The sequence below is a fragment of the Nocardiopsis sp. iso_40 genome, from assembly GCF_056173285.1.
Genome location: NZ_CM149666.1, coordinates 473,304 through 498,945 on the forward strand (window position 1 = coordinate 473,304; position 25,642 = coordinate 498,945).

At 72.2% G+C, this 25,642-nt stretch carries 25 protein-coding genes and 1 pseudogene; 13 read left to right on the forward strand and 13 right to left on the reverse strand.

The genetic code is table 11. The features are described 5' to 3' along the window. Positions 1 to 61: 61 nt before the first annotated feature. On the reverse strand, positions 62 to 514 hold the full coding sequence (locus AC0VYD_RS02060; RefSeq protein ID WP_475478320.1) for a sterol carrier family protein: 453 nt from the start codon (positions 512 to 514) through the stop codon (positions 62 to 64). 454 nt (positions 515 to 968) lie between these two features. On the opposite strand from AC0VYD_RS02060, the gene AC0VYD_RS02065 reads away from it, so the two are divergent. Continuing rightward, positions 969 to 1,586, forward strand: coding sequence for a DUF47 family protein (locus tag AC0VYD_RS02065; RefSeq protein WP_473036941.1), 618 nt, complete (start codon positions 969 to 971; stop codon positions 1,584 to 1,586). Positions 1,587 to 1,626: 40 nt separating this feature from the next. On the opposite strand, the gene AC0VYD_RS02070 is transcribed toward AC0VYD_RS02065, so the two are convergent. After that, positions 1,627 to 3,186, reverse strand: coding sequence for a PucR family transcriptional regulator (locus tag AC0VYD_RS02070; protein WP_475478321.1), 1,560 nt, complete (start codon positions 3,184 to 3,186; stop codon positions 1,627 to 1,629). A 169-nt stretch (positions 3,187 to 3,355) separates the two neighbouring features. On the opposite strand from AC0VYD_RS02070, the gene AC0VYD_RS02075 reads away from it, so the two are divergent. Next, positions 3,356 to 4,612, forward strand: coding sequence for an NAD(P)/FAD-dependent oxidoreductase (locus AC0VYD_RS02075; RefSeq protein ID WP_475478322.1), 1,257 nt, complete (start codon positions 3,356 to 3,358; stop codon positions 4,610 to 4,612). 72 nt (positions 4,613 to 4,684) lie between these two features. Continuing rightward, positions 4,685 to 5,143, forward strand: a complete 459-nt coding sequence (locus AC0VYD_RS02080) for a GreA/GreB family elongation factor (RefSeq protein ID WP_475478323.1) — start codon at positions 4,685 to 4,687, stop codon at positions 5,141 to 5,143. 61 nt (positions 5,144 to 5,204) lie between these two features. Here AC0VYD_RS02080 and AC0VYD_RS02085 read toward each other — a convergent pair whose 3' ends face one another. Next, positions 5,205 to 6,173: a hypothetical protein gene (locus AC0VYD_RS02085; protein ID WP_475478324.1), complete on the reverse strand. Its 969-nt coding sequence runs from the start codon at positions 6,171 to 6,173 to the stop codon at positions 5,205 to 5,207. Positions 6,174 to 6,379: 206 nt separating this feature from the next. Here AC0VYD_RS02085 and AC0VYD_RS02090 point away from each other — a divergent pair, with 206 nt between their 5' ends. Beyond that, complete coding sequence (locus AC0VYD_RS02090) at positions 6,380 to 6,796, forward strand: PaaI family thioesterase (protein WP_475478325.1); 417 nt, start codon at positions 6,380 to 6,382, stop codon at positions 6,794 to 6,796. Between the two features lie 49 nt (positions 6,797 to 6,845). On the opposite strand, the gene AC0VYD_RS02095 is transcribed toward AC0VYD_RS02090, so the two are convergent. From AC0VYD_RS02095 to AC0VYD_RS02125, 7 genes are all read right to left on the reverse strand, one after another. Continuing rightward, positions 6,846 to 7,811: a nucleoside hydrolase gene (locus AC0VYD_RS02095; RefSeq protein ID WP_475478326.1), complete on the reverse strand. Its 966-nt coding sequence runs from the start codon at positions 7,809 to 7,811 to the stop codon at positions 6,846 to 6,848. Further along, the gene (pstB, locus tag AC0VYD_RS02100) at positions 7,811 to 8,590 is read right to left on the reverse strand and encodes a phosphate ABC transporter ATP-binding protein PstB (RefSeq protein ID WP_452540680.1); all 780 of its coding nucleotides are present in this window, start codon (positions 8,588 to 8,590) and stop codon (positions 7,811 to 7,813) included. Before pstB ends, AC0VYD_RS02095 begins: the two co-directional genes overlap by 1 nt. Positions 8,591 to 8,609: 19 nt before the next feature. Then, positions 8,610 to 9,689 (reverse strand): phosphate ABC transporter permease PstA, encoded by a 1,080-nt coding sequence (gene pstA / locus AC0VYD_RS02105; protein ID WP_475478327.1) that lies wholly within the window; start codon positions 9,687 to 9,689, stop codon positions 8,610 to 8,612. Continuing rightward, entirely contained in the window at positions 9,686 to 10,651 is a 966-nt protein-coding gene (gene pstC / locus AC0VYD_RS02110) for a phosphate ABC transporter permease subunit PstC (RefSeq protein ID WP_475478328.1), read from the reverse strand. Before pstC ends, pstA begins: the two co-directional genes overlap by 4 nt. A 305-nt stretch (positions 10,652 to 10,956) precedes the next feature. After that, complete coding sequence (gene mshD, locus AC0VYD_RS02115; protein ID WP_475478329.1) at positions 10,957 to 11,934, reverse strand: mycothiol synthase; 978 nt, start codon at positions 11,932 to 11,934, stop codon at positions 10,957 to 10,959. A 140-nt stretch (positions 11,935 to 12,074) separates the two neighbouring features. Beyond that, positions 12,075 to 13,232 (reverse strand): hypothetical protein, encoded by a 1,158-nt coding sequence (locus AC0VYD_RS02120; protein ID WP_475478330.1) that lies wholly within the window; start codon positions 13,230 to 13,232, stop codon positions 12,075 to 12,077. Positions 13,233 to 13,518: 286 nt separating this feature from the next. Beyond that, positions 13,519 to 14,289 carry a winged helix-turn-helix transcriptional regulator gene (locus AC0VYD_RS02125; RefSeq protein ID WP_475478331.1) on the reverse strand — a complete coding sequence of 257 codons (771 nt, stop codon included), beginning with the start codon at positions 14,287 to 14,289 and terminating at the stop codon, positions 13,519 to 13,521. 108 nt (positions 14,290 to 14,397) lie between these two features. On the opposite strand from AC0VYD_RS02125, the gene AC0VYD_RS02130 reads away from it, so the two are divergent. The 8 genes from AC0VYD_RS02130 to AC0VYD_RS02165 all read left to right on the forward strand — a co-directional run bounded on the left by AC0VYD_RS02130 (position 14,398) and on the right by AC0VYD_RS02165 (position 22,273). Beyond that, a complete protein-coding gene (locus tag AC0VYD_RS02130) occupies positions 14,398 to 14,655 on the forward strand; it encodes a MoaD/ThiS family protein (protein WP_473036928.1) in 258 nt (85 codons plus the stop codon). Between the two features lie 34 nt (positions 14,656 to 14,689). Continuing rightward, the gene (locus AC0VYD_RS02135; RefSeq protein ID WP_475478332.1) at positions 14,690 to 14,956 is read left to right on the forward strand and encodes a glutaredoxin family protein; all 267 of its coding nucleotides are present in this window, start codon (positions 14,690 to 14,692) and stop codon (positions 14,954 to 14,956) included. Between the two features lie 348 nt (positions 14,957 to 15,304). After that, positions 15,305 to 15,997, forward strand: a complete 693-nt coding sequence (locus AC0VYD_RS02140) for a redox-sensing transcriptional repressor Rex (protein ID WP_475478333.1) — start codon at positions 15,305 to 15,307, stop codon at positions 15,995 to 15,997. Positions 15,998 to 16,141: 144 nt separating this feature from the next. Continuing rightward, positions 16,142 to 17,716 (forward strand): glutamyl-tRNA reductase, encoded by a 1,575-nt coding sequence (locus AC0VYD_RS02145; RefSeq protein ID WP_475478334.1) that lies wholly within the window; start codon positions 16,142 to 16,144, stop codon positions 17,714 to 17,716. Further along, positions 17,713 to 18,669 (forward strand): hydroxymethylbilane synthase, encoded by a 957-nt coding sequence (gene hemC, locus AC0VYD_RS02150; protein WP_475478335.1) that lies wholly within the window; start codon positions 17,713 to 17,715, stop codon positions 18,667 to 18,669. Before AC0VYD_RS02145 ends, hemC begins: the two co-directional genes overlap by 4 nt. 133 nt (positions 18,670 to 18,802) lie before the next feature. After that, on the forward strand, positions 18,803 to 20,494 hold the full coding sequence (locus AC0VYD_RS02155; RefSeq protein ID WP_475478336.1) for a bifunctional uroporphyrinogen-III C-methyltransferase/uroporphyrinogen-III synthase: 1,692 nt from the start codon (positions 18,803 to 18,805) through the stop codon (positions 20,492 to 20,494). A gap of 41 nt (positions 20,495 to 20,535) precedes the next feature. Beyond that, positions 20,536 to 21,534 carry a porphobilinogen synthase gene (hemB, locus tag AC0VYD_RS02160; RefSeq protein WP_475478337.1) on the forward strand — a complete coding sequence of 333 codons (999 nt, stop codon included), beginning with the start codon at positions 20,536 to 20,538 and terminating at the stop codon, positions 21,532 to 21,534. A 136-nt stretch (positions 21,535 to 21,670) separates the two neighbouring features. Continuing rightward, entirely contained in the window at positions 21,671 to 22,273 is a 603-nt protein-coding gene (locus AC0VYD_RS02165) for a bifunctional DNA primase/polymerase (RefSeq protein ID WP_191275694.1), read from the forward strand. 27 nt (positions 22,274 to 22,300) lie between these two features. Here the strand turns inward: AC0VYD_RS02165 and AC0VYD_RS02170 are convergent. The 3 genes and pseudogenes from AC0VYD_RS02170 to rraA all read right to left on the reverse strand — a co-directional run. Next, positions 22,301 to 22,428, reverse strand: a pseudogene (locus AC0VYD_RS02170) (LuxR C-terminal-related transcriptional regulator); the annotation flags it as partial. An 82-nt stretch (positions 22,429 to 22,510) separates the two neighbouring features. After that, complete coding sequence (locus tag AC0VYD_RS02175) at positions 22,511 to 23,668, reverse strand: calcium/sodium antiporter (RefSeq protein ID WP_475478338.1); 1,158 nt, start codon at positions 23,666 to 23,668, stop codon at positions 22,511 to 22,513. Positions 23,669 to 24,030: 362 nt separating this feature from the next. Continuing rightward, on the reverse strand, positions 24,031 to 24,513 hold the full coding sequence (gene rraA, locus AC0VYD_RS02180) for a ribonuclease E activity regulator RraA (protein WP_475478339.1): 483 nt from the start codon (positions 24,511 to 24,513) through the stop codon (positions 24,031 to 24,033). A 295-nt stretch (positions 24,514 to 24,808) separates the two neighbouring features. Between rraA and AC0VYD_RS02185 the strand changes: the two genes are divergently transcribed. Continuing rightward, positions 24,809 to 25,480, forward strand: a complete 672-nt coding sequence (locus tag AC0VYD_RS02185; protein WP_475478340.1) for a phosphatase PAP2 family protein — start codon at positions 24,809 to 24,811, stop codon at positions 25,478 to 25,480. Positions 25,481 to 25,642 lie beyond the last annotated feature (162 nt).

Here is a 25,642-nt window from a genome sequence, read left to right on the forward strand (position 1 = left end):
ACAGCTTAGCCGCTGGCCGAAGGCGGGGTGCCAACCGGGGTCGGAGGTCGCCGCAGCGGGCTCACGCCGACGGCCCGCCCGGCCACAGCGGAAGGTGCTCGGACAGGTCGGAGCGCACCCCGCTCGCCCGCACGTCGTGCCCCCCGACCGCGTCCTCCCAGCCGGTCCGGCCCCCGGCCAGCCGCAGCCAGGTGAGGGGGTCGGCCTCGACGACCCCGGGCGGGGTGCCGCGCGTGTGCCTGGGCCCCTCGATCACCTGGACCGCCCCGTACGGGGGCACGCGCACCTCCAGGCTGTGCCCCGGGACCCGGTCGGCCAGGACCGCGAGGCTGCACCGGACCGCGGCCTTCAGCAGCGGCCGCAGCGGTTCCTCGGCGCGCAGGGCCGCCCGCACGGACGCGGCCACCGCCTCCTCGTCGGTGCCCTCGAAGGCGGGTTCGCCCAGGGCGGAGAGCTGTTCGTCCAACGCGGCGCGCAGGCGCCGCACGGCGCCCGGGGTCAGAGCGGAAGGCATGCGCAGATCCTAGACCGGGCGAAGGACCCGGTGCAGGTCCGCCGGGGGCGGAGACCGCTGGCCCGGGTGATCGGAAGGGTGAACACCGGGGATACTTGTCTTTGCGAAGGAATAGCCCGAAGGTGGACATCGGGGTATTCCGGTGCGACTGTCCACCGGTCTCCGCTCGATTGGGTGATTCCTGTCTCAGCGCCCCGCTGGCCAGCGGGAGCAGGACACGGTAGCGTCCCGAACCGTCCCGGTGTCGTCCGAGATTGGGAGGATTGCGAGGGAAGCCGCGCCCCGCGGCGTTCCACGCGTCGACACAGACAGATGAACGAGGGGTGACCGCACCCGGACCCGCCTCCCCCAGTACGGGGCCGGCGCGTGGGAAGCCCACGCTGTCGCGCTGAAGCAGCTGGTCAGCGCCCTTAACATCCACCAAGGAAGACCACCGCACCATCGGGAGAACGACGTGCGCCTGCGCTTGCGCCCGCGTGATGACAGCTACTACGAGATGTTCACCGATTCGGCGAACAACCTGGTCATCGGGGCCCGCCTGCTGGTGGAACTGATGAGTGACGGGGCCGATCGGGAGGCCATCACCGAGAAGATGCGTGCCTGCGAGCACGCCGGTGACGACGCCACCCACGCGATCATGCGCCGGCTCAACAAGAGCTCCGCACCCCCGCTGCACCGCGAGGACATCTACCGACTCGCCTCCAACCTGGACGACGTCATGGACTCCATGGAGGCCGCCGTCGACCTCATCGGCCTGTACGGGCTGGAACGGCTCCCCAAGGGCATCATCGACCAGATCGAGGTGCTCGAGCGGGCCGCCGAACTCACCGCGGAGGCCATGCCCAGACTCCGGTCCATGAGGGACCTCACCCGTTACTGGATCGAGATCAACCAGCTGGAGAACCAGGCGGACCGCATCTACCGCAAACTCCTCGCCAAGCTGTTCAGCGGGGAGTACGAGGCGCTGACCGTACTCAAACTCAAGGACGTCATCGAGGAGCTGGAGACCGCCGCCGACGCCTTCGAGCACGTCGCCAACACGGTGGAGACCATCGTCGTCAAGCACGGGTAGAGGGGGGCCGCGCCTTCCGGCCAGGTGCCCCCGGGCGCTCTCAGGGGGTTTCCCCGTCGGGTGCGTGGGCCTCCAGTGCGATGGCCAGGGCCAGCCGCATCCTGGGCTGGTCCAGGCCGAGCGCGGTGACCTCGGCCATCCTCCGCATACGGTGCCGGACCGTGTTGGGGTGCACGCCCAGCTCCTCCGCGGCCCTGTTCGGGTCGCCCTGGGCCCGGAGCCAGGCACGCAGCGTGCGCGTGTGGTGCGTGCCGTGCGCGGCGTCGTGGCGTGTGAGATCGGCCACGGGGCCGTCGGCCGGGCGCCGACCGGACGCGGAGGCCATTCGCAGGCGGTGGACCAGTACCTCGTCCCAGGACTCGTCGTAGGCCACCGAGGCCCTCCCCGGTCGGGAGGCGTGCAGGGTGAGGCTCTCGTCGGCCTCCCTGCGGCTCGCCGAGAGCCCCGCCAGGTCCGCGGGCGCGCCGATCCCCGCGTTGACCACCACGTGCCCGGGCAGGGACCGGGTTGTCTGCGCCACCCACTCCCGGGCCGGGGCGGGATCGGCCCCGCAGGGCAACACCGTGTAGACGGTGCTGCCGAACACGGTGCTCCGGCCCGGGCGCGACCAGCCGAACCCGGTGGTGGCCCGCTCGAAGGTCATCAGGGTGGCGGAGTGCCGTTCGTCGGGGGTGTGGGCCTGGAGGGCGACCACCCGGTGCGGTGTCGCGGCCAGTCCCAGGCGCCCGGCGGCCTCGGTCGGGTCCATCGCCCCCTCCAGCAGGCGGCTCACCAGGTCCGACTCCACCTGCCGCTCCAGGTCCGCGCTGACCCTGGTGCGCAACAGGTGCAGGGCGACGGTGCGGGCGCCCTCGGCCAGCAGTACCGAGCGCTCCCCGTCCAGCGGGCCCTCGCAGACGGCCCAGACCGAACCCAGGAACTCCCTCCCGACCCGCACCGCCGCCGCGGTGCGCCCGCCCAGGCCCAGGGCCGGTTCGGGAGGCAGGAACACCGGCTCCGCGGACGAGGCCAGGTGCGCGACGACCCCTGTGCGTTCGAGGTGGTGCTGGACCGCCTCGGGGACCCTGCGGCCCAGGATGGTGTCCCACCGGGCCCGGTCGGCCTCGGTCTGGCGGTCCGAGTAGGCCAGCACGCGCAGGCCCGGGTCCTCGATGGTGACCGGCCCGCCGACCCGGGCGGCGATCGTGTCCGCCAGCGCGGGCAGGTCCGCCGGGCCCCTCCCGGCCTCGGTCTCACCGCCCTCCAGCACCAGCCCGTACACCACGCCGGCGGCCTGACCCCAGGACACCGCCGGGTCCACGACCAGGAGTGCGATCCCGCCCGACCGGGCCCGGGCGGCGGCCTCCCCGTGCGGGTCGGCCGCGTCCTCCCGCGCGGTCCGCACCACGACGGCCAGGGCCCGGGACCGCTCGGCGAGCTCGACCGCCAGGAGCGGGTCCTGGACGCCCACCGCGAGGAGGACGTCGGCCTCCTCCGGCCCCGGCGCGGCGGGATCGTGCACGGCCACGCCGCGCAGCACCGTGTCCGCGGCGGGGCGCGGGCCCACCAGCCGGGTGCCGTACGTGCCGAGGATCGTCACCAACCGGTCCAGCAGCACCATCGAAACCGTTCCTTTGACCTCTGGTCCCGGCTCTGTCCGTTGTCGGGATCCCACATGAGCGTACGTCGAGATTGTTGTGGAGGGACAAAGGACGCGTCCTGCTTCCGGGGGAGACTCTGGTCGGGTGCGGTTCCGTACCCGTCAGTCAGCATGCACAGGAGAACTCGCCATGTCCGGGAAGGGCGCGGGCGCACCGCGTACCGTCATCGTCGTCGGGGCCGGGATCGTCGGTCTGTCGACCGCCTGGTTCCTCCAGAAGTACGGGGTCGGGGTCACCGTGGTCGAACGCGACACGGTGGCCTCGGGCTCGTCCTGGGGCAACGCGGGCTGGATCGCACCCGGTCTGGCCGTTCCGCTGAACGAGCCGGGTGTGCTGGGCAACGGGCTGAAGGCGCTGTTCGACCCGAAGGCTCCGCTGTCCGTGCCGCCCACCGCGGACACCGGACTCCTGCACTTCCTGGCGTCGTTCGCCCTGCACAGCGGGCAGGCGGCCTGGGAACGGGCACTGCGCGGCAACGTCCCGCTCAGCTCGGCCTGCCTGGACGCCTTCGAGGAGCTGTCCGAGGGCGGGGTGTCCGCCAGGGTCGAGTCCTCCCCGGTCACCGCGTTGTTCACCGCGCACAAGCACGCGGCCCGGCTGGTCATGGAGCTGGACGCGGCCCGCGAGGCAGGGCTGCCGCTGGCCTACACCGCCCTGGAGGGGGAGGCGGCCCGCGCGCAGGTGCCGCTCGCCTCCGAGGCGGTGCGGGCCGGGGTGCGGATCGACGGGCAGCGCCACGTCAACCCCGGCGTGTACACGCACGCGCTCGCGGACTCCGTGCGCGAGCGCGGCGGGAGCGTGGTCGAGGGGTTCCGGGTGACCGGGGTGGAGGCTCGTGAGGGCGGCTTCCGGTTGCGCTCGGCGCACGGGGAGACGGAGTCGGCGGACGCGGTCGTGGTGGCCACGGGGGCCTGGCTCGGCCGTCAGGCGCGCCCCTGGGGCGTCAACGTGCCGCTGCGGCCGGGCAGGGGCTACAGCTTCATGGTCCCGACCGCGAGACCCGTGCCCGGGCCCGTGTACCTGCCCGAGGTGCGGGTGGCCTGCACTCCGCACGGCGAGGGGCTGCGGGTCGCCGGGACGATGGAGTTCCGCGACGTCGACGCGCCCCTGCGCACCGAGCGGATCAGGGCCATCACGGATTCGGCCGAACCCTATCTGGCCGGTGCCGACCTGCGCAGGCGCACCGACGAGTGGGTGGGCTCCAGGCCCGTCACCTCGGACGGCCTCCCCCTGGTCGGCCCCACCCGGATCCCGGGGCTGTACGTGGCGGGCGGGCACGGCATGTGGGGTCTCACCCACGGTCCGATCACCGGCCGCCTGCTCGCCCGGACGGTAGCCACCGGGGTCCCGTCGCCGGTGCTGCGGCCCTTCGACCCCCTCCGCTGACCCCGCCCCGCACCCGTCCCAGCAGCGCCCCGCCGAACCCCGGCGGGGCGCCATGCGTACAAGGAGGATTCCATGGCCGAGAACAACCGCACCTGGCTCACCCCGGGGACGTACGAACGGCTCACCGCCGAACTGGCCGTCCTCACCGGCACGGCCGACCCCGAGGAGTACGGCTTCACCGGCATCGAGGACAGGGACGCCCGTGAGGCGCGCGTCAACCGGATCCAGGACCTGTTGAAGGACGCGGTCGTCGGGGAGGCGCCGCCGGACGACGGCATCGCCGAGCCCGGCATGGTGGTCACCGTCCGCTACGGGGACGACCCCGAGCCCGAGACCTTCCTGTTGGGCGTGCGCGACCGCGCCGACTCCGACGGGATCCCGGTCTGCTCGCCCGACTCACCGCTGGGCCGGGCCCTGATCGGGGCCGCCCAGGGGGAGGAGCGCACCTACACGGCGCCCAACGGGCGGACCCTGGGGGTCAGCCTGGTGCGCGCCGTGCCGTACGGATCGGAGGCAGCGCAGGTGCCCTGAACCGTGGCGGGGCCGTCGGTGTCGACGGCCCCGTCCGGGGCGCCCCGGTGAGCGGGTGTGTTCAGGCTGCGTCGCCGGAGAAGTGCAGCGGGGCGTAGAGCCGGTTCCCGTCCTCGTCGAAGAACTCCAGGGTCCAGGACAGGTAGGTGTCCTCCTCGTCGGCCCAGCAGTCCGCCTCCCAGCTGCCGCTCTGGCCCGGTTCCAGGTTCTGCGGCGGGTTGACGGTCTCGCCCAGGACCGGGGCGGAGGACTCCTCCAGCGGGTCGCCCACCGCGCACGTGCTGGTGACCGAACCGGTGTGGACCGTCCGGTCCGTGCCGTTGGTGATCTCCACCGTCCAGGCGAAGTAGTCGTCGCCCTCCTCGGCGGCCCCCTCCGTGGCCTCGTCCGAAGGCTCCTGCGTCGGCTCCTCCGAGGGCTCCTCCGTGGCCTCCTCCGAAGGCTCCTCGGTGGCCTCCCCGGTGGCCCCGTCCTCCGCCGGAGACCCGGGTGCCCCGGTGGTCCCGTCGGTGGGGTCCCCCGTGGTGTCCCCGGTGGCCTCCGCCCCCTCGTCACCCTCCTCGGTCTCCTCCCCGGTGGGAGCGGCGGGTTCGGTCTCCTCGGAGGTACCCTCCTCCTCCGGTCCGGTGTCCTCGTCGGAGGTGCCGGGAGAGGCGCCGCCGGGACCTTCCCCGTCCTCCCCGGTGGTGCCGTACTCCTCCACGGACTCGGTCCTGCGTTCCACGGGACCCATCGAGACGGTGAAGCCGTCCTCGAACTCGTGGCTCTCCCCGAGACCGAGCGAGACCGGTTCGTCGGGGAGGTACGGGGGTTCCTCCTCCCCGCCCCGGGGCGGCGGGGTCCGGGTGGGCCCCTGGCCGTCGGGGTCCCGTTCCCCGGGGCTCCGCGTGGTCTCTTCGGGGGCCTGTGTGGTCTCGGTGTTGTTCTCCGTGTCCTGTTCCTGGTCGCCCGTGGTGGTCGCGGTCTCGGGCCCGCAACCGACGAGGGCGACCAGGAGAACGGCGGCTGGTACCGACGTGAAGCTGCGCACCACCATCATCCTCCCTCGCTCAAGGGGGACCCTAGGTGAGATAGGCCCACAAAAAGGGGCAATTTGCCAGAGTCGAACAAAACACATCCCGGCCAGTGACCCGTCGAGCGACGGTCCGGGCGCGCACGGTATCCGGGCGGGCCCGCACCGGGAGGCGGCCGGGCCGGACCCTAGAGTGGCGGTACCGCGCACAGGAAGGACGCCCCGTGGCCGAGGAGATCACCCCCGAGCTCGCCGCCCTCGTCCTGGAGGCCCAGCCCTTCAGCAGGCTGGTCCAGGCCAGGATCACCGTGTTCGAGCCCGGCCGCGCCGTACTGGAGGTCGGTGTCCGCGACGACCTCCTCCAACAGAACGGGTTCCTGCACGGCGGGGTGCTCTCCTACGCGGCGGACAACGCGCTCACCTTCGCGGGCGGTACCGTGCTGGGCGCCTCCGTGCTCACCAGCGGTTTCTCCATCGAGTACCTGCGCCCCGGCCGGGGGCGGCTGCTCAGCGCCCGAGCCCACGTCCTGGAGTCCACGCGGCGGCGGGCCGTGTGCCGCTGCGACCTGGTGATGGTAGACGACGAGGGAGCGGAGAAGCTCGTGGCGGCGGCCCAGGGCACCATCGCCCTGGTCGAATGAGCGCGGACCGTTCCCCGGGGGCGCCCCGGAACGCCCCCGGCCGCCCGGCTCACAGGCCGGTGACCGCCCGGGGCGGCTCGGTGTCGCGGGACAGCAGCTCCAGCACGTACCCGAAGAAGCCCTCCGCGTCGATCTCCTCGACCACCCGGGCGTTGGGCTCCAGCCCGTGGACGCCCCAGGACATCGCCGCGTAGCCGCGGGTCAGTTCCCCGGCGGTCTCCACGTCCACGTGGTAGCGCGAGGCCCGGCGGACCAGCTCGGGGTGCAGCAGCACCGCGGCGGTCAGCGAGTCGGGGTGCGTGGTGCCGTCGATGCCGACGCTGCGGTCGAACTCCAGGGTCGGGCCGCAGATCCGGGTGAAGAACCGGGACAGCGGGGTGCCCAGCGCGGCGATCTCGTCCAGCCGCTCCTGCCCGAACACGGCCTGCCGCAGCGTGAGCGGGTCCCAGGGCACCACGGTGATGTCGAACCCGGCGGCGAACACCGCCTTGGCGGCCTCCGGGTCGACATAGAAGTTGAACTCGGCGGCGGCCGTGATGTTGCCGCGCCCGTTGTTGGACCCGCCCATGACGTACAGCGACTTCACGTTGCCCGCGAAAGCCGGGTCCCTGACCACCGCGGCGGCGATGTTGGTGAGCGGGCCGATCGCCACGACCGACAGTTCACCGGGGTTCTCCGCGGCCATCCGAACCAGGGCGTCCACGGCGTGCTCGCCGCTCGGCTCCAGCCCGTCCTGGTCCATCCGGAGCCCGCCGGACCCGTCCCCGTGCACGTTCTCCGCGCTCACCCACTCGCGGACGAGGGGGCGGCGGCAGCCCAGGTGGACGGGCACCCCGGTGCGCCCGCCGGCGACGTTGAGCGTCATGAAGGCGTTGCGCACCTGCTGCTCGAAGCCCACGTTCCCGGCGACCATGGTGATCGCCCGCAGGTCCGCGGCGGGGTCCAGCAGCCCCACCAGCAGGGCGACGCAGTCGTCCTGGGCGGTGTCGGTGTCGATCACCAGGGGGGTGCTCATCACCCGAACCGGCCGGTGATGTAGTTCTCGGTGTCCTTCTGCTCCGGGCGGGTGAAGATCTGGTTGGTCTCGCCCATCTCGATCAGCCTGCCGGGCTTGCCGGGGGCCGACAGGTTGAAGAAGGCGGTCCGGTCGGAGACGCGGGCCGCCTGCTGCATGTTGTGCGTGACGATCACGATCGTGTAGTCCTCCTTCAGGTTGTGAATGAGGTCCTCGATCGCCAGCGTCGAGATGGGGTCCAGGGCGGAGCAGGGCTCGTCCATCAGCAGCACGGACGGCCTGACCGCCGTGGCGCGGGCGATGCACAGGCGCTGCTGCTGGCCGCCGGACAGGCCCGCACCCGGCTTGTTCAGGCGGTCCTTGACCTCGCCCCAGAGGTTGGCGCCGCGCAGCGACTCCTCCACCAGGTCGTCGGCCTCGGACTTGCTCATCCGCTTGTTGTTGAGCCTGGCCCCGGCGATCACGTTGTCGTAGATCGACATCGTGGGGAACGGGTTGGCCTTCTGGAAGACCATGCCGATCTCGCTCCGGACCATCACCGGGTCGACCTCACGGCCGTAGATGTCGAGGTCGTCGAGGAGGACCTTGCCCTCGGCCCGGGCACCGGGGGTGACCTCGTGCATCCGGTTGAGGGTGCGCAGGAAGGTGGACTTGCCGCAGCCGGAGGACCCGATGAACGCCGTCACCGACCGGGGCTCGATGGTCATGGACACGTCCTCCACGGCGAGGAAGTCGCCGTAGTAGACGTGGAGTCCGGAGACGTCGATTCTTTTCGCCACAGGATGTACCTCGAGTGCTCTAGCGGGACTTGGGTGCGAACAGGCGGCCGATCAGGCGTGCCAGGACGAACAGCAGCATGACCGTCAGGACCAGCGTCAGCGCCGCTGCCCAGGCCCTCTCGTAGTTGACGGCCCCGCCCATGCGGAACTGCGAGTAGATGAACACCGGGAGGTTCATCATCTGGCCGTCGAACAGGTTCCAGTTGATGGCGACGGCCGAGGATCCCGCGGTGAGGACCAGAGGTGCCGTCTCTCCGATAACACGCGCGATGGCGAGCATGATTCCGGTGGTCAGACCGGCGGCCGAGGTGGGCAGCACCACCTTGGTGATCGTGCGCCACTTGGGCACGCCCAGGGCGTAGGAGGCCTCGCGCAGGTCGCGGGGGACCAGGCGCAGCATCTCCTCGCTGGAGCGGACCACCACGGGGATCATCAGCACGGCTAGGGCGACGGCGCCCGCGGCACCGTTGGTCATGCCCGGGCCGAAGAGCATCATCCACAGCGCCACCACGAACAGACCCGCGACGATGGAGGGGATGCCCGTCATGACGTCCACGAAGAAGGTGATCACCTTCTTCAGGCGGCCCTGGGCGTACTCGACCAGGTAGACGGCGGTCAGTACGCCGATCGGCACCGAGATCAGCGTCGCCATGCCGGTGATCGCCAGGGTGCCGACGATCGCGTGGTAGACGCCGCCCGCGTCCATGCTCGGCAGGACACCGTTCATCGACACGGTGAGGAAGTACCAGTCGAAGCGGTCCAGGCCGTAGCTGACGACCGTGTACAGCAGGGACACCAGCGGGACCATCGCGAGCAGGAACGCCGAGTAGACCAGCGAGGTGACCAGGCGGTCCTTGGCCTTGCGGCCGCCCTCCACCCTGGCCGAGGCGGTCACGGCGATGACCACGTAGGAGACGCCGGTCAGCAGGGCCCACAGGACCAGGCCGAAGGAGGCGAACGCGGCCAGTACGCCCGCGACCACCGCGGCGCAGACGAGAAGCAGGACGGCGGGGAAACGGCTCGGCAGGGCGCCGGCGCGCAGTTCGCTCTTACCCGGTCCCGCTTCGGGCCCGGGGGGTTGCGTGGTCGTCATGCTCATGCGGACTCCTTGTTGCCCCGGGCCACGACGTAGCGGGCGCCCATGTTGACGGCCAGGGTGATCGCGAACAGGACCAGACCGGCGGCGATCAGCGCGGACACGCCGTAGCCGGTGGCCTCCGGGTACTGGAGCGCGATGTGCGCGGCGATGGTCTGGTTGCCGCTCTGGAGCAGGTTGAAGGAGATCGCCAGGGACGGGGAGAGGATCATGGCGACCGCCATGGTCTCGCCCAGGGCGCGGCCCATGCCGAGCATGGCGCCGCCGACGATGCCGGACTTGCCGAAGGGCAGGACGGCGAGGCGGATCATCTCCCAGCGGGTGGCGCCCATGGCGAGCGCGGCCTCGCGGTGGCCCTGCGGGACCTGGTGGAACACGTCCCGCGACATCGCGGTGATGATCGGCAGGATCATGACGGCCAGGACGATGCCCGCGGTGAGCAGGGTCCTGGCGGAGGTGGAGGCGGGCCCGGCGAAGAGCGGGATCCAGCCCAGGTAGTCGGTCATGCCGTCGTAGACCGGCACCAGTTCCGGGGCGAGCACCATCATGCCCCAGAGGCCGTAGACGACGCTGGGGATCGCGGCGAGCAGGTCCACCAGGTAGCCGAGCGTCGTGGCCAGCTTGCGGGGCGCGTAGTAGACGATGAACAGCGCGATGCCGATCGCCACCGGGGTGGCGAGCAGGAGCGCGATCGCGGCGGCCATGACCGTGCCGAACGCCAGCGAGGCCACACCGAACGACGGGTTCTCCCGGACGTTGGCTTCCCATGACTGGCTGGTCAGGAAGTTCGAGGTGTTGGCCGCCAGCGAGGGCCAGGCCTGGATCAGCAGGAAGGCGGCCACACCCGCGAGGATCAGCAGGATCAGGAGGCCCGAGCCTCGGGCGAGCCCGGCGAAAACGACATCGCCGATCCGGCGCTTGCCCGTGGGCGGCGGTGCCGCCTGGGGCGCGTCCGTGGTCGTCATGGGTTCTCCGGTTCGGAAGGGTTGCGGGTCCGGTCGCTCGGTCCGTGTCCCACCGGGACGGCCGTGCGCCGCACGGGGGACGACCGCCGTGTCGCGGTCGACGCGAGGACGACAGCCGAACCGCGCCGAATGTGAAGGTAGGCGTAGGAGGTGACCAGTTGTCCCAGGAAAGGTGAACGGGAGGTGAACGCGGTGTCGCACTCCCGTGGCGCAAAGGAGTTCGGTCGGTGAATGTGACAAGACGCACCCCGAAAACGGTCCGTCTCGCACGCCGAATCCGCTTCGGACGGGTGGCTGCCGGTCGCTCAGCCCCGGTCGCCGGACGGGGCGAACATCACGTCCGTGTCCCACATGGAGAAACCGAGGGACTCGTACAGGCGCACCGCCGCCTCGTTGTCCCCGTCCACGTACAGGTGCACCCAGGGCAGCCCGGCGTCACGCAGGTGGGCCAGCCCGGCCAGGGTCAGGGCGCGGCCAAGGCCGGTGCCCTGCCAGTCGGGGTCCACACCGACCACGTAGACCTCACCCACGGTCTCGCTGTCGCTGAGCCCCGCTCCGTCCGCGTGCGTCTTGGTCCAGTGGTAGGCGGCGATCGAACCGCTGTTGGTGACCGCGACGAAGAAGCCCCGCGGGTCGAACCAGTCCTCGACCTCCCGCTGGAGCAGGTCGTCCAGGGTCAGGGAGCCCTGCTCGGGATGGTCGGCGAAGGCTCGCGCGTTCGCGTCCAGCCACGCCTGCTCGTCCTGGCCCACCACGAAGGGGCGGATCCGCACCTTCTCGGCCACCTCCGGCCGCAGGGCGGGCTCGGGGATCTCGGGCGCGGTCCACGGCCCGCCGGGCACCTCGGGTCCCAGGTCGCGCAGGGGCATCCGCATCTTGTGGAGTTCGCGGGCGGGGACCCACCCTTCGGCCTCCGCCACCGAGACCGCTCCGGGCGTCCGTCCGTGCGCCCACACCCGGACCCCGTCCGGTCCGGCGTCGGCGCGGACCGACCGCAGCAGCGCGGAGCCGTGCCCCCGGCCACGGTGGGCGGGGGCGACCACGACCTCACCGGAGTCGGGTTCGCCCTCGACCCGTTCGACGAACGCGAAGCCCACTGCCCGGCCGTCCTCGGAGAGCACGTGGAAGCGGCTGCTGCCGGCGGGGGCTCCGTGCCTGATCCGGAGCAGGGTGTGCTCGGACAGGGGCGGGACCCCGTCGGCGGCGCGCGCCGCCTCAGCCAGGCTGAGGACGGGTTCGGCCAGTTCGGGTGCGAGGTTGTCGGTGACTAGCGGGGTACTCATGAGCCAGAATCCTAGATCCTGTTGACCGAACTCCTGGCCCCGACGCCCGCTTCCGGCGGTTTCCGGAGCGGGGGCGCGGAACCCGGCGCGCTCCCGGGTCCCGGAGCGGCTCCCGGGACCCGGTTCGGTGCGGGTGCCGGTCAGCCCTTGCGGCGCCTGCCCTGGTAGCCGCCGCCGACCCGGACCCTGCGGGTGGGGGCGAGCGGGGTGGCCAGCAGCAGGGCGAGCAGGAACGCGGCGAGCAGGACCGCTGGAGTGACCGAGGGGCCGAGGTCCGTGTGGTCCGCGGCGATCTCGGTCTCGGTGTCCTCGTCCTCCTCGGAGCTGGGGGTGACCAGCGGGAGTTCGGCGAGGTCCTCGGCCGGGCCCGGGGCGAGGTCGGGGAGCTCGGCCTCCTCGCGTGGGAGCGTGGGGATGCTCGCGCTGCTGGTGGGCGCACTGCTGACGTTCGAGCGCGGCGACCGGCCGGAGTCGTTCGAGGGGGTTCGGTCGTTGCCGGAGTTCCTGTTGCCCGAACCCCCGTCGCCGGGCCTGCCGTTCGACTCCTTGTCGGTGGTGTCAGCGGTCGGTGACGGTTTCGGTGTGGGCGTCCCCGACTCCGACTCCGTGGGGGAGGGCGGGGACGGTGTGGGGCTGGAGGGCTTGATCGGTTTCTCGGTGGGGCTCGGGCTGGGGGTCTTGGTCGGCGGGTCGGTCGGCGACGGGCTGGGGGTCTTGGTGGGTTTCTCGGTGGGGCTCGGGCTGGGGGTCTTGGTCGGCGGGTCGGTCGGCGACGGGCTGGGGGTCTTGGTGGGAGGCGGGGTCGGCGTCGGCGTGGGAGAGGGAGAGGGGGAAGGCGTGGGCTCGGTGACCTGGACCGACCAGGTGGCGGCGGCGTACTCGTCCGCCTCGGCGCCGACGCACCCGCTCTCGGCGTCGGCGAACGCGTAGGCCAGGGTCGCCACCACGTCGACCGTCTGGCGGGCCGGTCCGTCCACCGTGCCGAGCGGGAGGCTGGCGCCCGGGGCGACCTCGGCCCCGGCAGGGAAGCCCTCGCTGCGGAAGTCGGAGGCCGCAACGTCCAGGCCGATGAGGCACAGGGTCAGTTCGCCGCTGTTGTTGGTCACAGTGAGGGGGTTGGGCGCGAGCTTGGTGCCCGCCTCGACGGTCTCGGCGGGGCGGTCGAAGGCGAGGGAGGCCGCGACCGGGTCGGCGTGCGCGGGCGCCATCACGGCGATCAGTGTGGAGCCGACGAAGGCGGCACCGATGACTCTGAGCAGGCGGGGTCTGTGCGGGGCGGGGGTGGCGGGGGACGGCATCGGTGCGATCTCACTCCTCCGGTGACGCGCCATTGCGGCTCGGACCGCACCCGGACGCAGGGCTCCGCCGCGCCTGCCATGCCCCGTCCGTCGGGTGCGTCAACGATCTTAGAGCGTGTGAACGCGGAGTACGAGAGCGAGCGCGCTGGGTTTTGGAATCGCCTGTCCGCCGGGGGCGAATCGGACTCTTCGGGAGGTAATGATCTCGACGAAGGACTCCGGGGCGCCCTCGCGCGAACGCGGGCGCCCCGGGGTGGTCGTGACCGGCGGTGCCGGGCCCGGGCCGTTACGTGGTCCCGGCCTCAGCGGAACGGGCCGCGGGCAGTTGCTCCGCCGGGTCGCCCGCAGTGTTCGCCGCCGGTGCCGCCTTGGCGTCCGGGACGAAGCGGTAACCCACGTTCCGGACGGTTCCGATGAGCGACTCGTACTCCGAGCCCAGTTTGGCGCGCAGCCGCCGGACGTGGACGTCGATCGTCCTGGTGCCGCCGAAGTAGTCGTAGCCCCAGACCTCCTGGAGCAGCTGCGCCCGGGTGAACACCCGGCCGGGGTGCTGCGCCAGGAACTTGAGCAGTTCGAACTCCTTGAAGGTGAGGTCGAGGATGCGTCCGCGCAGGCGGGCGATGTAGGTGGCCTCGTCGATCACGAGGTCACCGCGGCGGATCTCGTCCGGGTCGTCGGCCCCGGCGTCGGCCGAACCGACGGCGAGGCGGAGGCGGGCCTCGACCTCGGCGGGTCCGGCGGTGGCCAGGACGAAGTCGTCCACCTGCCAGTCCGGGGTCAGCGCCGCGACGCCGCCCTCGGTGAGCACGACCAGCAGCGGACAGTCCAGCCCGGTGGTGTCGAGCAGACGGCAGAAGTTGCGGGCCGCCGCCAGGTCGGTCCGGGCATCGACCAGAATGGCGTCAACCGGGGTGCCCGAGTTTCCGCCGGCCCCGGAGGCCAGCAGGGCTCCGGCCTCCGCGGGCGCCACCCGCACCGAGTGCAGGAGGAGTCCGAGGGCGGGAAGAACGTGGTCGGACGGTTCGTTCGAGTTCGTCAGTAGCAGCAGATGGCTCATGCGTCTCTTCTCGTCGGCCCGCGTGTAACGGGCGATCGAAGGCGCCATTGCCCCCGGTGAAGATTGTTTAATACGTCGCCTCCGAGCAACTCCAAGGATAATCAACAGATGGCGAAGTGCACTATCCGGTACTGGGCTTCCGCTAAGGAGGCCGCTGGAACAGCTGAGGAGACCGTCGATGCGCACACCCTCGCGGCGGCTCTCGAAGCGGCGTGTCACCTGCACCCCGACGACCGTTTCCTGCGCGTGCTGGGGGCTTCCTCCCTCCTGGTGGACGAGCAGCCGGTCGGGCGCAGGGCACATGGCGAGGTCGCGGTCGCGGACGGGACTGTGATCGAGGTCCTACCGCCCTTCGCGGGCGGATGAGGGGCCGGAAAGCGTGACGGAATCGGAGCGAAACATGGCGGAAACCCCTGCGTGGTCGGAAAAGGCGCGCGTGGTCATGCTCGGCAGGGCCGGGTGCCACCTGTGCGAGGAGGCGTGGTCGGTCATCGAGCGGGTGACGGACGAGCTCGGGGCGGACCGGGCGGAACAGGATCTGGGGTCGGTGCCGGAGGCGGACCGGGAGGAGTACTGGGACAAGATCCCGGTGACCTTCGTCGACGGGCGCCGTCACGACTTCTGGCGGGTGTCGGAGGGGCGCCTGCGCGCGGCGCTGTCCCCCTGAGCCGGTGCGGCCCCGTGGACCCGCGCGGTCCGGCCCCGGGTCCGGGTGCGGAGCGGTGCCCGGACCGGCGGTGGCACGTCCGCGAAAGGCACGGTTCCCTTTCCGTCCGTTCGGAATACGGAAGGTGTGATCTCTCGTTTCGGCCGGGTCTTCCGATGTCCTATTTGTGTGAACCCATCCCTGGGGTGTCACATGGGACCCCACTTTGTGCATGCTTTCACAAGCACGTAATCTGGGGTTCCCAGAATCAGCAGGGCGGGGAAGCCCGTGCGGCGGCGGTGTTCTGCACAGGAACCGCGCGTGCTCCCGTACCCGCCCGAACCGACCGCCGCCCAGGAGCACCCGCCTGTGACCAGTCGTCCGCCTCGGCCCCGGGAGAGGGGAATCCCGGAGGCCACCGTTGCCCGACTTCCGGTCTACCTCCGAGCCCTCCAGACCCTCCAGGGCCGCGGCACCGCCACCGTCTCCTCCGAGGGGTTGGCCGGCGCCGCCGGAGTGAACTCGGCGAAGCTCCGCAAGGACCTGTCCCATCTGGGGTCCTACGGGACCCGCGGGGTCGGTTACGAGGTCGAGTACCTCATCTACCAGATATCACGTGAGCTTGGTCTCACCCAGGACTGGTCCGTGGCCATCGTCGGCATCGGGAACCTGGGACGCGCACTGGCCAACTACGGGGGCTTCGGCACCCGGGGCTTCCGGATCGCGGCCCTGCTCGACGCCGACCCGGACGTGGTCGGCCTGACCGTGGCGTCGCTGGACGTGAGGCATATTGACAGCCTGGAGGAGGTTGTGCGCTCCAAGGGCGTGTCCATCGGTGTGATCGCCACACCGGCCGGCTCGGCCCAGGGCGTCGCCAGCCGCTTCGTGGAGGCGGGGGTGACCAGCATCCTCAACTTCGCCCCCGTCGTGCTGAATGTGCCGGACGGGGTCGATGTGCGTAAGGTCGACCTGTCCATCGAACTCCAGATCCTCGCCTTCCACGCACAGCGCAGGGCCGACGGCGACGGCCAGGCGGAACGGATGGGACTGGAAGTGACATGAGGCGGGCGGGGCCCGGACCAACGGTCCCGGGGCCCGTGAAGCGGTGGCGAAGAGCGAGCGTACGCCGCGTTTCGGGGGGCTGACGGCGGGGGACCCCGGCCGTACCCGAACATGGAGAGACATAGTGCCTGCATAGGAGTGCGGATGAGTGTCCTGGCCCTGGGGTTGAGCCATCGGAGTTCGCCGGTGGCGCTGCTCGAACGCGTCGCCCTGAACGGGCAGACGCGTGCCAACGCGGTCGGGGAGATGGTGGGTTCCGACGCGGTCAACGAGGTCATGGTGGTCTCCACCTGCAACCGCACCGAGGTCTACGCCGACGTCGCCGGTTACCACGCCGGGGTGGCCGCCATCACCGAACTCCTCTCCTGGCACACCGGGGTGACCCTCGGTGAACTCTCCGAGCACCTCTACGTGCACTACGAGGACAGCGCGGTCCAGCACCTGTTCTCCGTCACCTGCGGCCTCGACTCCATGGTCGTCGGCGAGGGCCAGATCCTCGGCCAGGTGCGCGACTCCCTCAAGGAGGGCCAGGAGACGGGCTCGGTCGGTCGGGTCCTCAACGACCTCGGCCAGCGCGCCCTGCGCGTGGGCAAGCGCGCCCACACCGAGACCCACCTCGACCACGCCGGGGCCGACATGGTCAGCTTCGGCCTCACCGTCGCCGCACGCGGCCTCGCCCGACCCGTCGCCCGCCACCACCCTCAAACGCCGCCTCCGGCGCAGTTCCTTCCCCCTACCCCGAACCCGGGCATCCCCGCGGCCGACGTCACCCCGCCCGCGGGCTGCCCCATGTCCGACCGGGGCGCTCCAGCTGAGCCGAGCGCCGCTGAGCGGACCGCAGTGGACGGGCCAGCCTCCCGCACCCTCAGCGCCGACCTGCCCGCCGGTCCGCTCACCGGCACCCGCGTGCTGGTCCTGGGAGCCGGTTCGATGAGCGCGCTGTCCGCCAACACCGTCGCCCGCCAGGGCGCCGGGACGGTCATCGTCGCCAACCGCACCCACGAGCGCGCGGCACGCCTCGCGGAGTGCCTCAACGAGGCGTACGACACCGTGCACGCGAGCACCGTCCCCTTCGCCGAGGCGGCCGAGACGCTCGACGGGGTCGACCTCGTCATCTCCTGCACCGGCGCCCAGGGGCTCGTGCTCACCGCCGACGCGGTGGCCGCCGCGACCGAGGGGCGCACCCGCCCCCTCGTCTTCCTGGACCTGGCCCTGCCCCGCGACATCGACCCCGCCGTACGCGACCGGCCCGGGATCCGCCTCGTCGACATCGAGGACCTCCGCCAGGCCGCCGCGACCGGCGCCGACACCGCGGGCGGGCGCTCCAACGCCCTCCTCCTCGTACGCGGGATCGTCGACGAGGAGGTCAACGAGTTCCGTTCGGTCCGCCGCGCCAACGAGGTCGCCCCCACCGTCGTCGCCCTGCGCGCCCAGGCCCGCGACGTCGTCGAGTCCGAGCTCTCCCGCCTCCACGGCCGTCTGCCCGACGACCTCGACGAGCGCACCCGTGAGGAGATCGGCCGGGCCATGCGCCGTGTCGCCGACAAGCTCCTGCACAGACCGACCGTCCGCGTGAAGGAACTGGCCGCGGCCCCCGACGGGGAGTCCTACGAGGCCGCCCTGCGCGAACTGTTCGACCTCGACCCGCAGTCCCCGCAGACCGTGGCCGACCAGGGGCGGCCCGTCGCCGCCGCGCGGCCCGCACAGGAGAAGGCATGACCGCCACACCCGCCAGGCTCGGCACCCGCCGCAGCACCATGGCCACCACCCAGTCCCAGGGGGTCGCCGACACGATCACCGAGCGGACCGGTCAGCGAATCGAACTGGAGCTCATCACGAGCTTCGGCGACGTCACCAAGGCCCACCTGACCCAGCTCGGCGGCACCGGGGTGTTCGTCAACGCCCTGCGCGACGAGCTGGTCGCGGGGACCATCGACTTCGCGGTGCACTCGCTCAAGGACCTGCCCACCACCCCCGCCGAGGGTCTGGTCCTCGCGGCCATCCCCGAGCGGGACGACCCCCGCGACGCCCTGTGCGCCCGGGACGGCCTCAAGTTCGCCGACCTGCCCGCCGGGGCCAGGATCGGCACGGGCTCCCCGCGCCGCGTCGCCCAGCTGGCCGCGCTCCGCCCCGACCTGGTCTACCTGCCGATCCGCGGCAACGCCGAGACCCGCCTGGGCAAGGTCTCCTCCGGCGAACTCGACGCCGTGGTCCTGGCCTACGCCGGTCTGGGCCGCGTGGGCCGCCGCGACGACGTCACCGACGTCTTCGAGCCCGAGCAGATGCTGCCCGCGCCCGGCCAGGGCGCGCTGGCCGTGGAGTGCCGGTCCGAGCGGGCCGACGCCGACCTCGCCTACCTGTCCGCCGTCGACCACGCGCCCACCCGCGCCGAGGTCGTCGCCGAACGCACCGTGCTCGCCGAACTCGAAGCGGGCTGCGCCGCGCCGGTCGGCGCCTACGCCGAGTACACCGAGGGCCGCCTGCGCCTGCGGGCCGCCGTGGTCGCCACCAACGGCGCCACCGCCGTGCGCCGGGAACGCACCATCGACCTCGACTCGCCCGGGGACCTCGACACCGCCGTCGCCCTGGGACGGGACCTGGCCCGACAGATGATCGCCGAGGGCGCCGACCGCATCGTCGCCGAGGCATTCGCGGAGAGGGACACACCCTAGACAGCCGGAGAACGACCCGGGCAGCACCTCAGCCGCACGGGGGAACACCAGAGCGGGTCGCCCCCGCCGCACCGTCACCGCCCCGGAGCCCGCGTCCCGGGGCGCAGGCGACCCACACACGAGGAGCCAGTACGTGAACGCCAACGCCAGCCCCCAGCCGGAGGAACCGCGTCGCCGCGCGCGCGTGCCCGGTCACGTCGCCCTGGTCGGTTCCGGTCCGGGCGGGGCCGACCTGCTGACCCTGCGCGGCGCCGAGCTGCTGCGCCGCGCCGACGTGGTCATCACCCTGCGCGAGCCCGCCGCCGAGGAACTCGCCGGTTTCCGCCAGGAACTGCTCTCCCACTGCTCGCCGGACGTCACCGTGGTCGAGGCCGCCGAGTGCGGCGGGGACATCAACACCCTCGCCGTCACCCGCGCCCGCGACGGGCAGCGCGTCGTGCGCCTGTACTCGGGGGACCCCTTCTTCGGCTGCCGCGGTGCCGAACTGGTCGCCGCCTGCAAGGAGGCCGGGGTGGAGGTCGAGGTCGCCCCGGGCGTCTCCTCGATCACCTCCGTCCCGACCTTCGGCGGCATCTCCCTGCTCGCCGACGGCCAGGCCGAGGTGCGCGTCCTGCACGCCCGCCCCCGCGGAGACGCGGAGGTCGACTGGCAGGAGGCCGCCGCCAGCGACGCGCCCCTGGTGATCCTGGGCGCGGACGCCCCCGCGGGGGAGGCCCCCGAGCACCAGGGGCCCGGGCTCGACGTGGTGTGCAAGACCCTCGTCGCGGGCGGGCGCCCCGCCACCACCCCCGTGGCGGTGGTGCGGGCCGGAGGCACCACCAAGCAGACCACCGTCACCTCGACGCTGGCCCGGCTGGTCGCCGAACTCAAGTCCACCGACGCGAAGAACCACCACGTCACGGCGCCCGCGACGATGATCGTCGGCGCCCCGGTGGCCCGCCAGCCCGAACTCTCCTGGTACGAGACCCGGCCGCTGTTCGGCTGGCGCGTCCTGGTGCCCCGCACCAAGGAGCAGGCCGCCGCCCTCTCCGACCAGCTGCGCGGATACGGCGCGGTGCCCGAGGAGGTGCCCACCATCTCGGTGGAACCGCCGCGCACCCCGCAGCAGATGGAGCGCGCCGTCCGCGGCCTGGTGACCGGCCGCTACCAGTGGGTCGCCTTCACCTCCGTGAACGCCGTCCGCGCCATCCGCGAGCGCCTGGAGTCCTACGGCCTGGACGCCCGGGCCTTCGCCGGGGTCAAGGTCGCCGTGGTCGGTGAGGCCACCGCGCGGGCCGTGCGGGACTTCGGCATCCAGCCCGACCTGGAGCCCCCGGAGGACGTCCAGTCCAGCAAGGGGCTGGTGGAGGTCTGGCCGCCCTACGACGCCGAGATCGACCCCATCGAGCGGGTCCTGCTGCCGCGCGCCGACATCGCCACCGAGACCCTGGCCGCCGGGCTCACCGACCTGGGCTGGGAGATCGACGACGTCACGGCCTACCGCACCGTGCGCGCCGCGCCCCCGCCCCAGCCGGTCCGCGAGGCGATCAAGGGCGGCGGCTTCGACGCCGTGCTCTTCACGTCCTCGTCCACGGTGCGCAACCTGGTGGGGATCGCGGGCAAGCCGCACAACACCACCGCCATCGCCGTGATCGGCCCGGAGACCGAGAAGACCGCGATCGAGTTCGGCCTGCGCGTCGACGTCGTGGCACCGAAAGCCTCGGTTTCCGCCCTCGCCGAGGCGCTTTCGGAGTACGGTGCGGCCAAGCGCAAGGAGGCGATCGAGGCGGGCAAGCCCGTCCTCAAGCCCAGCCAGAAGCGCCGCGGCCGCCGCCGCAAGCTCTGACCCGACCACCCCGAACACCCCGAACACCCGGGAGCCCCGAGATGACCGCTGCCAGACACGACGCCGAGTTCCCCGTCGCCCGGCCGCGCCGCCTGCGCCGAGGGCCGGCGCTGCGCCGTCTGGTCGCGCAGACGCGGGTGCTCCCGGAGAACCTCATCCTGCCGCTGTTCGTCAAGGAGGGGCTCACCGAGCCGGTGGCGATCTCCTCGATGCCCGGCCAGGTGCAGCACACCCGGGAGAGCCTGCGCAAGGCCGCCCGTGAGGCGGTCGAGGCGGGGGTCGGCGGACTGATGCTGTTCGGGATCCCCGAGCACAAGGACGCCGTGGGGACGCAGGCCGACGACCCGGACGGGGTCGTCCAGGTGGCCCTGCGCGATTTGTCCGCCGAGGTCGGCGACGACATCGTGGTGATGGCCGACCTGTGCCTGTGCGAGTACACCGACCACGGCCACTGCGGGCCGCTGGAGGAGAGCGGGCACGTCGACAACGACCTCACCCTGGAGCGGTACGCGTCCGTGGCCGTCGCCCAGGCCGAGGCCGGAGCCGCCGTGGTCGCGCCCAGCGGCATGATGGACGGCCAGGTCGGGGCGATCCGCGCGGCTCTGGACCGGGCGGGGTTCCCGCACGTGCCGATCCTGGCCTACGCGGCCAAGTACGCCTCCGTGTTCTACGGCCCCTTCCGCGAGGCGGCCGAGGGCGCGCCTCAGTTCGGTGACCGGTCCGGCTACCAGCAGGACCCGGCCAACGTCCGCGAGTCCCTGCGCGAGGTGGCCCTGGACGTGGCCGAGGGCGCCGACATGGTCATGGTCAAACCGGGTCTGGCCTATCTCGACGTGGTCGCCAAGGTCGCCGAGTCCTCCCCCGTACCCGTGTCGGCCTACCAGGTGAGCGGTGAGTACGCGATGATCGAGGCGGCGGCCGAGAAGGGGTGGCTGGACCGGGAGCGGGCGATCCTGGAGACCCTGACCTCCTACCGGCGCGCGGGGGCCGAACAGATCCTCACGTACTGGGCCACCGAGGCGGCCCGACTGCTTCGCTGACGCGACCAGGCCCCGTCCCGGTCGCGGCCGCCGGGCGCTGGGCCAACCGGCCGGCCGCGTCCGCACCGATGACGACCGGGGAGTCTTGATGGCCGACGTGCTGTACCGACGGAAACGACGCCACGCTACGGACAGCATGCTGGAGTCGGCGCTGCGCTACGCGGGCCTGGGCTGGCCCGTGGTCCGGGGAGCGGCCCCGGGCGGCGACCGGGCGTGTACGTGCGACCGGATGGGCTGCCCCGACCCGGCCGCCCACCCGGTCACCGCGGCCTGGGGGGTGGAGGCCAGCACCGACGCGGAGACGATCCGCCGGTGGTGGACGGCGAGCCCGCAGACCAACATCGTGCTTCCCACCGGCCGGGTCTTCGACGTCCTGGACGTACCCCGCGAGGCCGGTGTGATGGCCCTGGCCAGGATGGGACGCGCGGGGGTCCCGGCGGGCCCGGTCGCCTCCCTGGACTCGCGTTACCTGTTCTTCGTCGCCACCCGCTCCCCGACGGACGAGGACGAGTGGTGGTCCTGCCACCTGGACTGCGTCCCCGAGGCCGTCGAGGAGATGCCCGGCCTGCGCTGGCACTGCCGGGACAGCTTCGTCCTCGGTGCGCCCTCCGCCCTGCCCTCCGGCGGACACGTCACCTGGATCCGGACCCCGCGCGACGTCGAGGGGGCGGTGGTGCTCCCCGACCCCATCGCGGTCCTGGACATCCTCAGCGACGCCAGCGAGGAGTTCGCGGTCTGAGGGCCGCCTCCGGGTTTCCCGGCTCCCGCGTTCGTTGACCCACGGGGCCAGCCGGGTGCGGTCCCGCAGGTCCGGTTTGCGCAGGATGCTGGTGACGTGGTTCCTGGCCGTGCCCCGGTGACGAACAGCGCGCGGGCGATCTCCCGGTTGGTGGCGGACGGGTCGGCCTCCGGATCCGCGTGGACCGGGTGAGCGCACCGGCACGTGGGGCGCCCCGCGGTCAGGCGCCCTCAGGGGTCAGGGAGAACCGTCGCGGGGGGACACGGCGGTCTCGGGTTTGCCGTCGCGGCGGTGGGCGCTCAGTTCGTAGACCATCACCGCCACCAGCCACACCGCGGTGATCGGGATGACGAACCACAGCATCGCGGCGCTGAAGGGCTCCAGGAACGCGTGGTCGGTGGCCTGCACGACGAGGTAGGTGATGTAGGCCGCGTAGAAGCCGACGAGCAGCGCGCCCTCCCAACGGGCCACGCCCAGCCTGGTCACGGCTATGGGCAGCAGCACGAGTGCCACCGCCACCATGATCGGCAGGTCGAAGCGCAGGGCCGCCGGGGCGACGGCGATCCCCACGGGGGACACCATGGCGGTGATTCCCAGGACCGCGCCGATGTTGAACACGTTGCTGCCCACGATGTTGCCCACCGCCATGTCGCGTTCGCCCCGCATGACCGCGACGACGCAGGTCACCAGTTCGGGCAGGGACGTACCGACCGCCACCACGGTCAGCCCGATCAGCAGGTCGCTCACCCCCAGCGCCGTGGCGATCGCGCTGGCCCCGTAGACCAGCAGCCGTGCCCCCGCCACCAGCAGGCCCGCGCCCAGGGCCACGAGCACCAGGTCGCGCAGGACCGACTTCGTCTTCGGGGCGGCCCGGAACGGCCCGCCCGTAACCGGGCCGGAGCTGTCGGCGCCCACCCGGACGGAGACCGGACCGGGCGCCGACCGCCGCCGTGAGACGAGCACCGTCACGGTGACGTAGACCAGCAGGATCGCGAACAGCAGAGCACCCTCGAACCGGCCCAGGTCTCCGTCCAGGGCCATCAGGAGCACCGCCACCGACAGCGCCGCCATCACCGGGATGTCGGCGCGGACGACCTGGGAGTTGACCGCCAGGGGGGCGAACACCGCCGACGCCCCGAGCACCAGCAGGATGTTGGCGATGTTGCTGCCCACGACGTTGCCCACGGCCAGCCCCGGATACCCCGAGAGCGCGGCGTCGGTGCTGACCGCCAGTTCCGGGGCCGAGGTCGTGAATGACACCACGGTCAGACCCACGACCAGTGAGGACATCCCCAGGGTCCGCGCCAGCGAACCCGCGCCGCGGACGAGTGACTCACCTCCGGCCACCAACAGAACGAATCCCGCCACCAGAGCGAGGATCACCAGTACGTTCACGCGAACCCTTCGATCGTGTCGCTGTGCTGCTGCGCCGCGCCAGGCGTGTTGGTGAGGACCGGGGCGACACACCGCGGAGCCGGTCGTTGACGGCGAGCACGTGCAATCCCGGCCCGAGGGCGCGGCCCGGGCGGTTCTGCTGGACGCAGCCGCGGTGTTCTCCGCTGTCCTGTCCGGTCGTCGCAGGTCCGGCGGGCAGGGCGTTCCTCTCACCTCTTCGGCGGTTCCAACGTAGCGGACGGGCCGCCGGGAGGTGGTGGATACAGGTCGGACACCGGCCCGCGCCGCCACCGTGATGGCGGTCGGCGCAGGGCCGGTCGGCGCCCTCGGGGCCCAGTGGCGCGGTACCAGGTCCGCGGAACCTAGAGCATCGAGGCGTTGACGACGACGCCGTCGTGGTCGCTGTAGAGCCACTCGCCCGGGACGAAGGTGACGTCGCCGAAGGTGACCGGGACGTCCTGGCGGCCGGCGCCGTCCTTGAGGGATTTGCGGGGGTTGGAACCGAGGGCCTTCACCCCGAGTTCCAGCCGTCCCAGGGCGACGGTGTCGCGGACCGCGCCGTTGATGACCACCCCGGCCCAGCCGTTGCGCACGGCGGCCTCGGCGATCATGTCCCCCATCAACGCGCTGCGCGGGGACCCGTTGCCGTCCACGACCAGGACGGCGCCCTCGCCGGGGGAGTTGAGGAGCTGCTTGACCAGCCCGTTGTCCTCGTGGCAGCGGACGGTGCGGATCGGCCCGGAGAACACTTCGCGCCCTCCGTACTGCCGGAACTGCGTGGAGCAGCTGCGCAGGGTGTCGCCGTGGTCGTCGATCAGGTCCGCCGTGGTGAAGTTCGTGGCCATGACAGCTCCGGTCTGTGAGCAGGGCCCGGGGCCCTGCGGAGGGAACGGGTGGACCAGGCCAAAGTTACTTGTTGGTAGAACGATGCCTTCCGAGCGGGGCCGCGTGTCTCCTTGGTCGATGGTCCCCGTCTCTTTGGTCGGGATCGCGCTTTCGCGTCCCTTTCGGGCTCGGGCAGATGACAGGATGAGGACCTTCCCGTCATTCATTCGTGGGAGTCCCGTCACCGGGGCGTCGCCCAGCCCTCCCCCTGCTGCCCGAGCGACCCTTCTCCCCGTACGACCCCAATGGAGAGAGATGGTCTCCGAGATCTTCGCCATCAGCGCCGCCTGGTCACGTGCGGTGATCGAGTTCGCCGAAGGACTCGACCCCTGGGCGCGGACCGCCGCCCAGTGGGGCACCGACCTGTTCCTCGGCGTCTTCGCGCTCCTCTTCCTCATGGCCTGGTGGCGTGCCCGATCCGCCGGTTCCCGCCTGGTCGGTCTGGCACTCCTGGCCCCGGTCGCCACCGTCATCGCCTACTTCGCCAGCGTGACGGTCAAGTCGTTCTTCCAACAGTTGCGGCCCTGCCAGGCCATGACCGACCTGAGCACCATCGCCACCTGCGACCCCGTCGGCGACTGGTCCTTCCCCAGCAACCACGCCGCCGTCGCCGGAGCCGCGGCCGCCGCCGTCATCATCGCCTGGCGCCGCTTCGCCGTGGCCGCGGTCCTCTTCGCCGTCCTGGAGGCCTTCTCCCGGGTCCTCGTCGGCGTCCACTACCCGCATGACGTCACCGTCGGCCTCCTGGTCGGCGCCGCCGTCGCCACCCTGGTCTGCCTGCTGGCAGCCCGGCCGACGGCCTTCCTCGTCGACCGGCTCGCCGAGAACGACCGCCTCCGCCCCCTGCTCCGCGCCCGGGCGGCCCCCGGTCCCGGTCCCGGTCCCGAGATCGAACAGATACGCGAGAAGGCCCACAGCAGCGCCTGACCCCCGGGACCCCTGACCCCCGCCCCCCGGCGCTGCCGGTCCGGGACCGGGCCACCCCGCCCCGCCGAGCCGCCGCTCGGCGGGGCGGGGCCCGTGTGCTGGTCGGAGCTCATGCGGGGCGGGTCACGGTCACGGTGGCGGGGACAGCTGACACACTGGTGA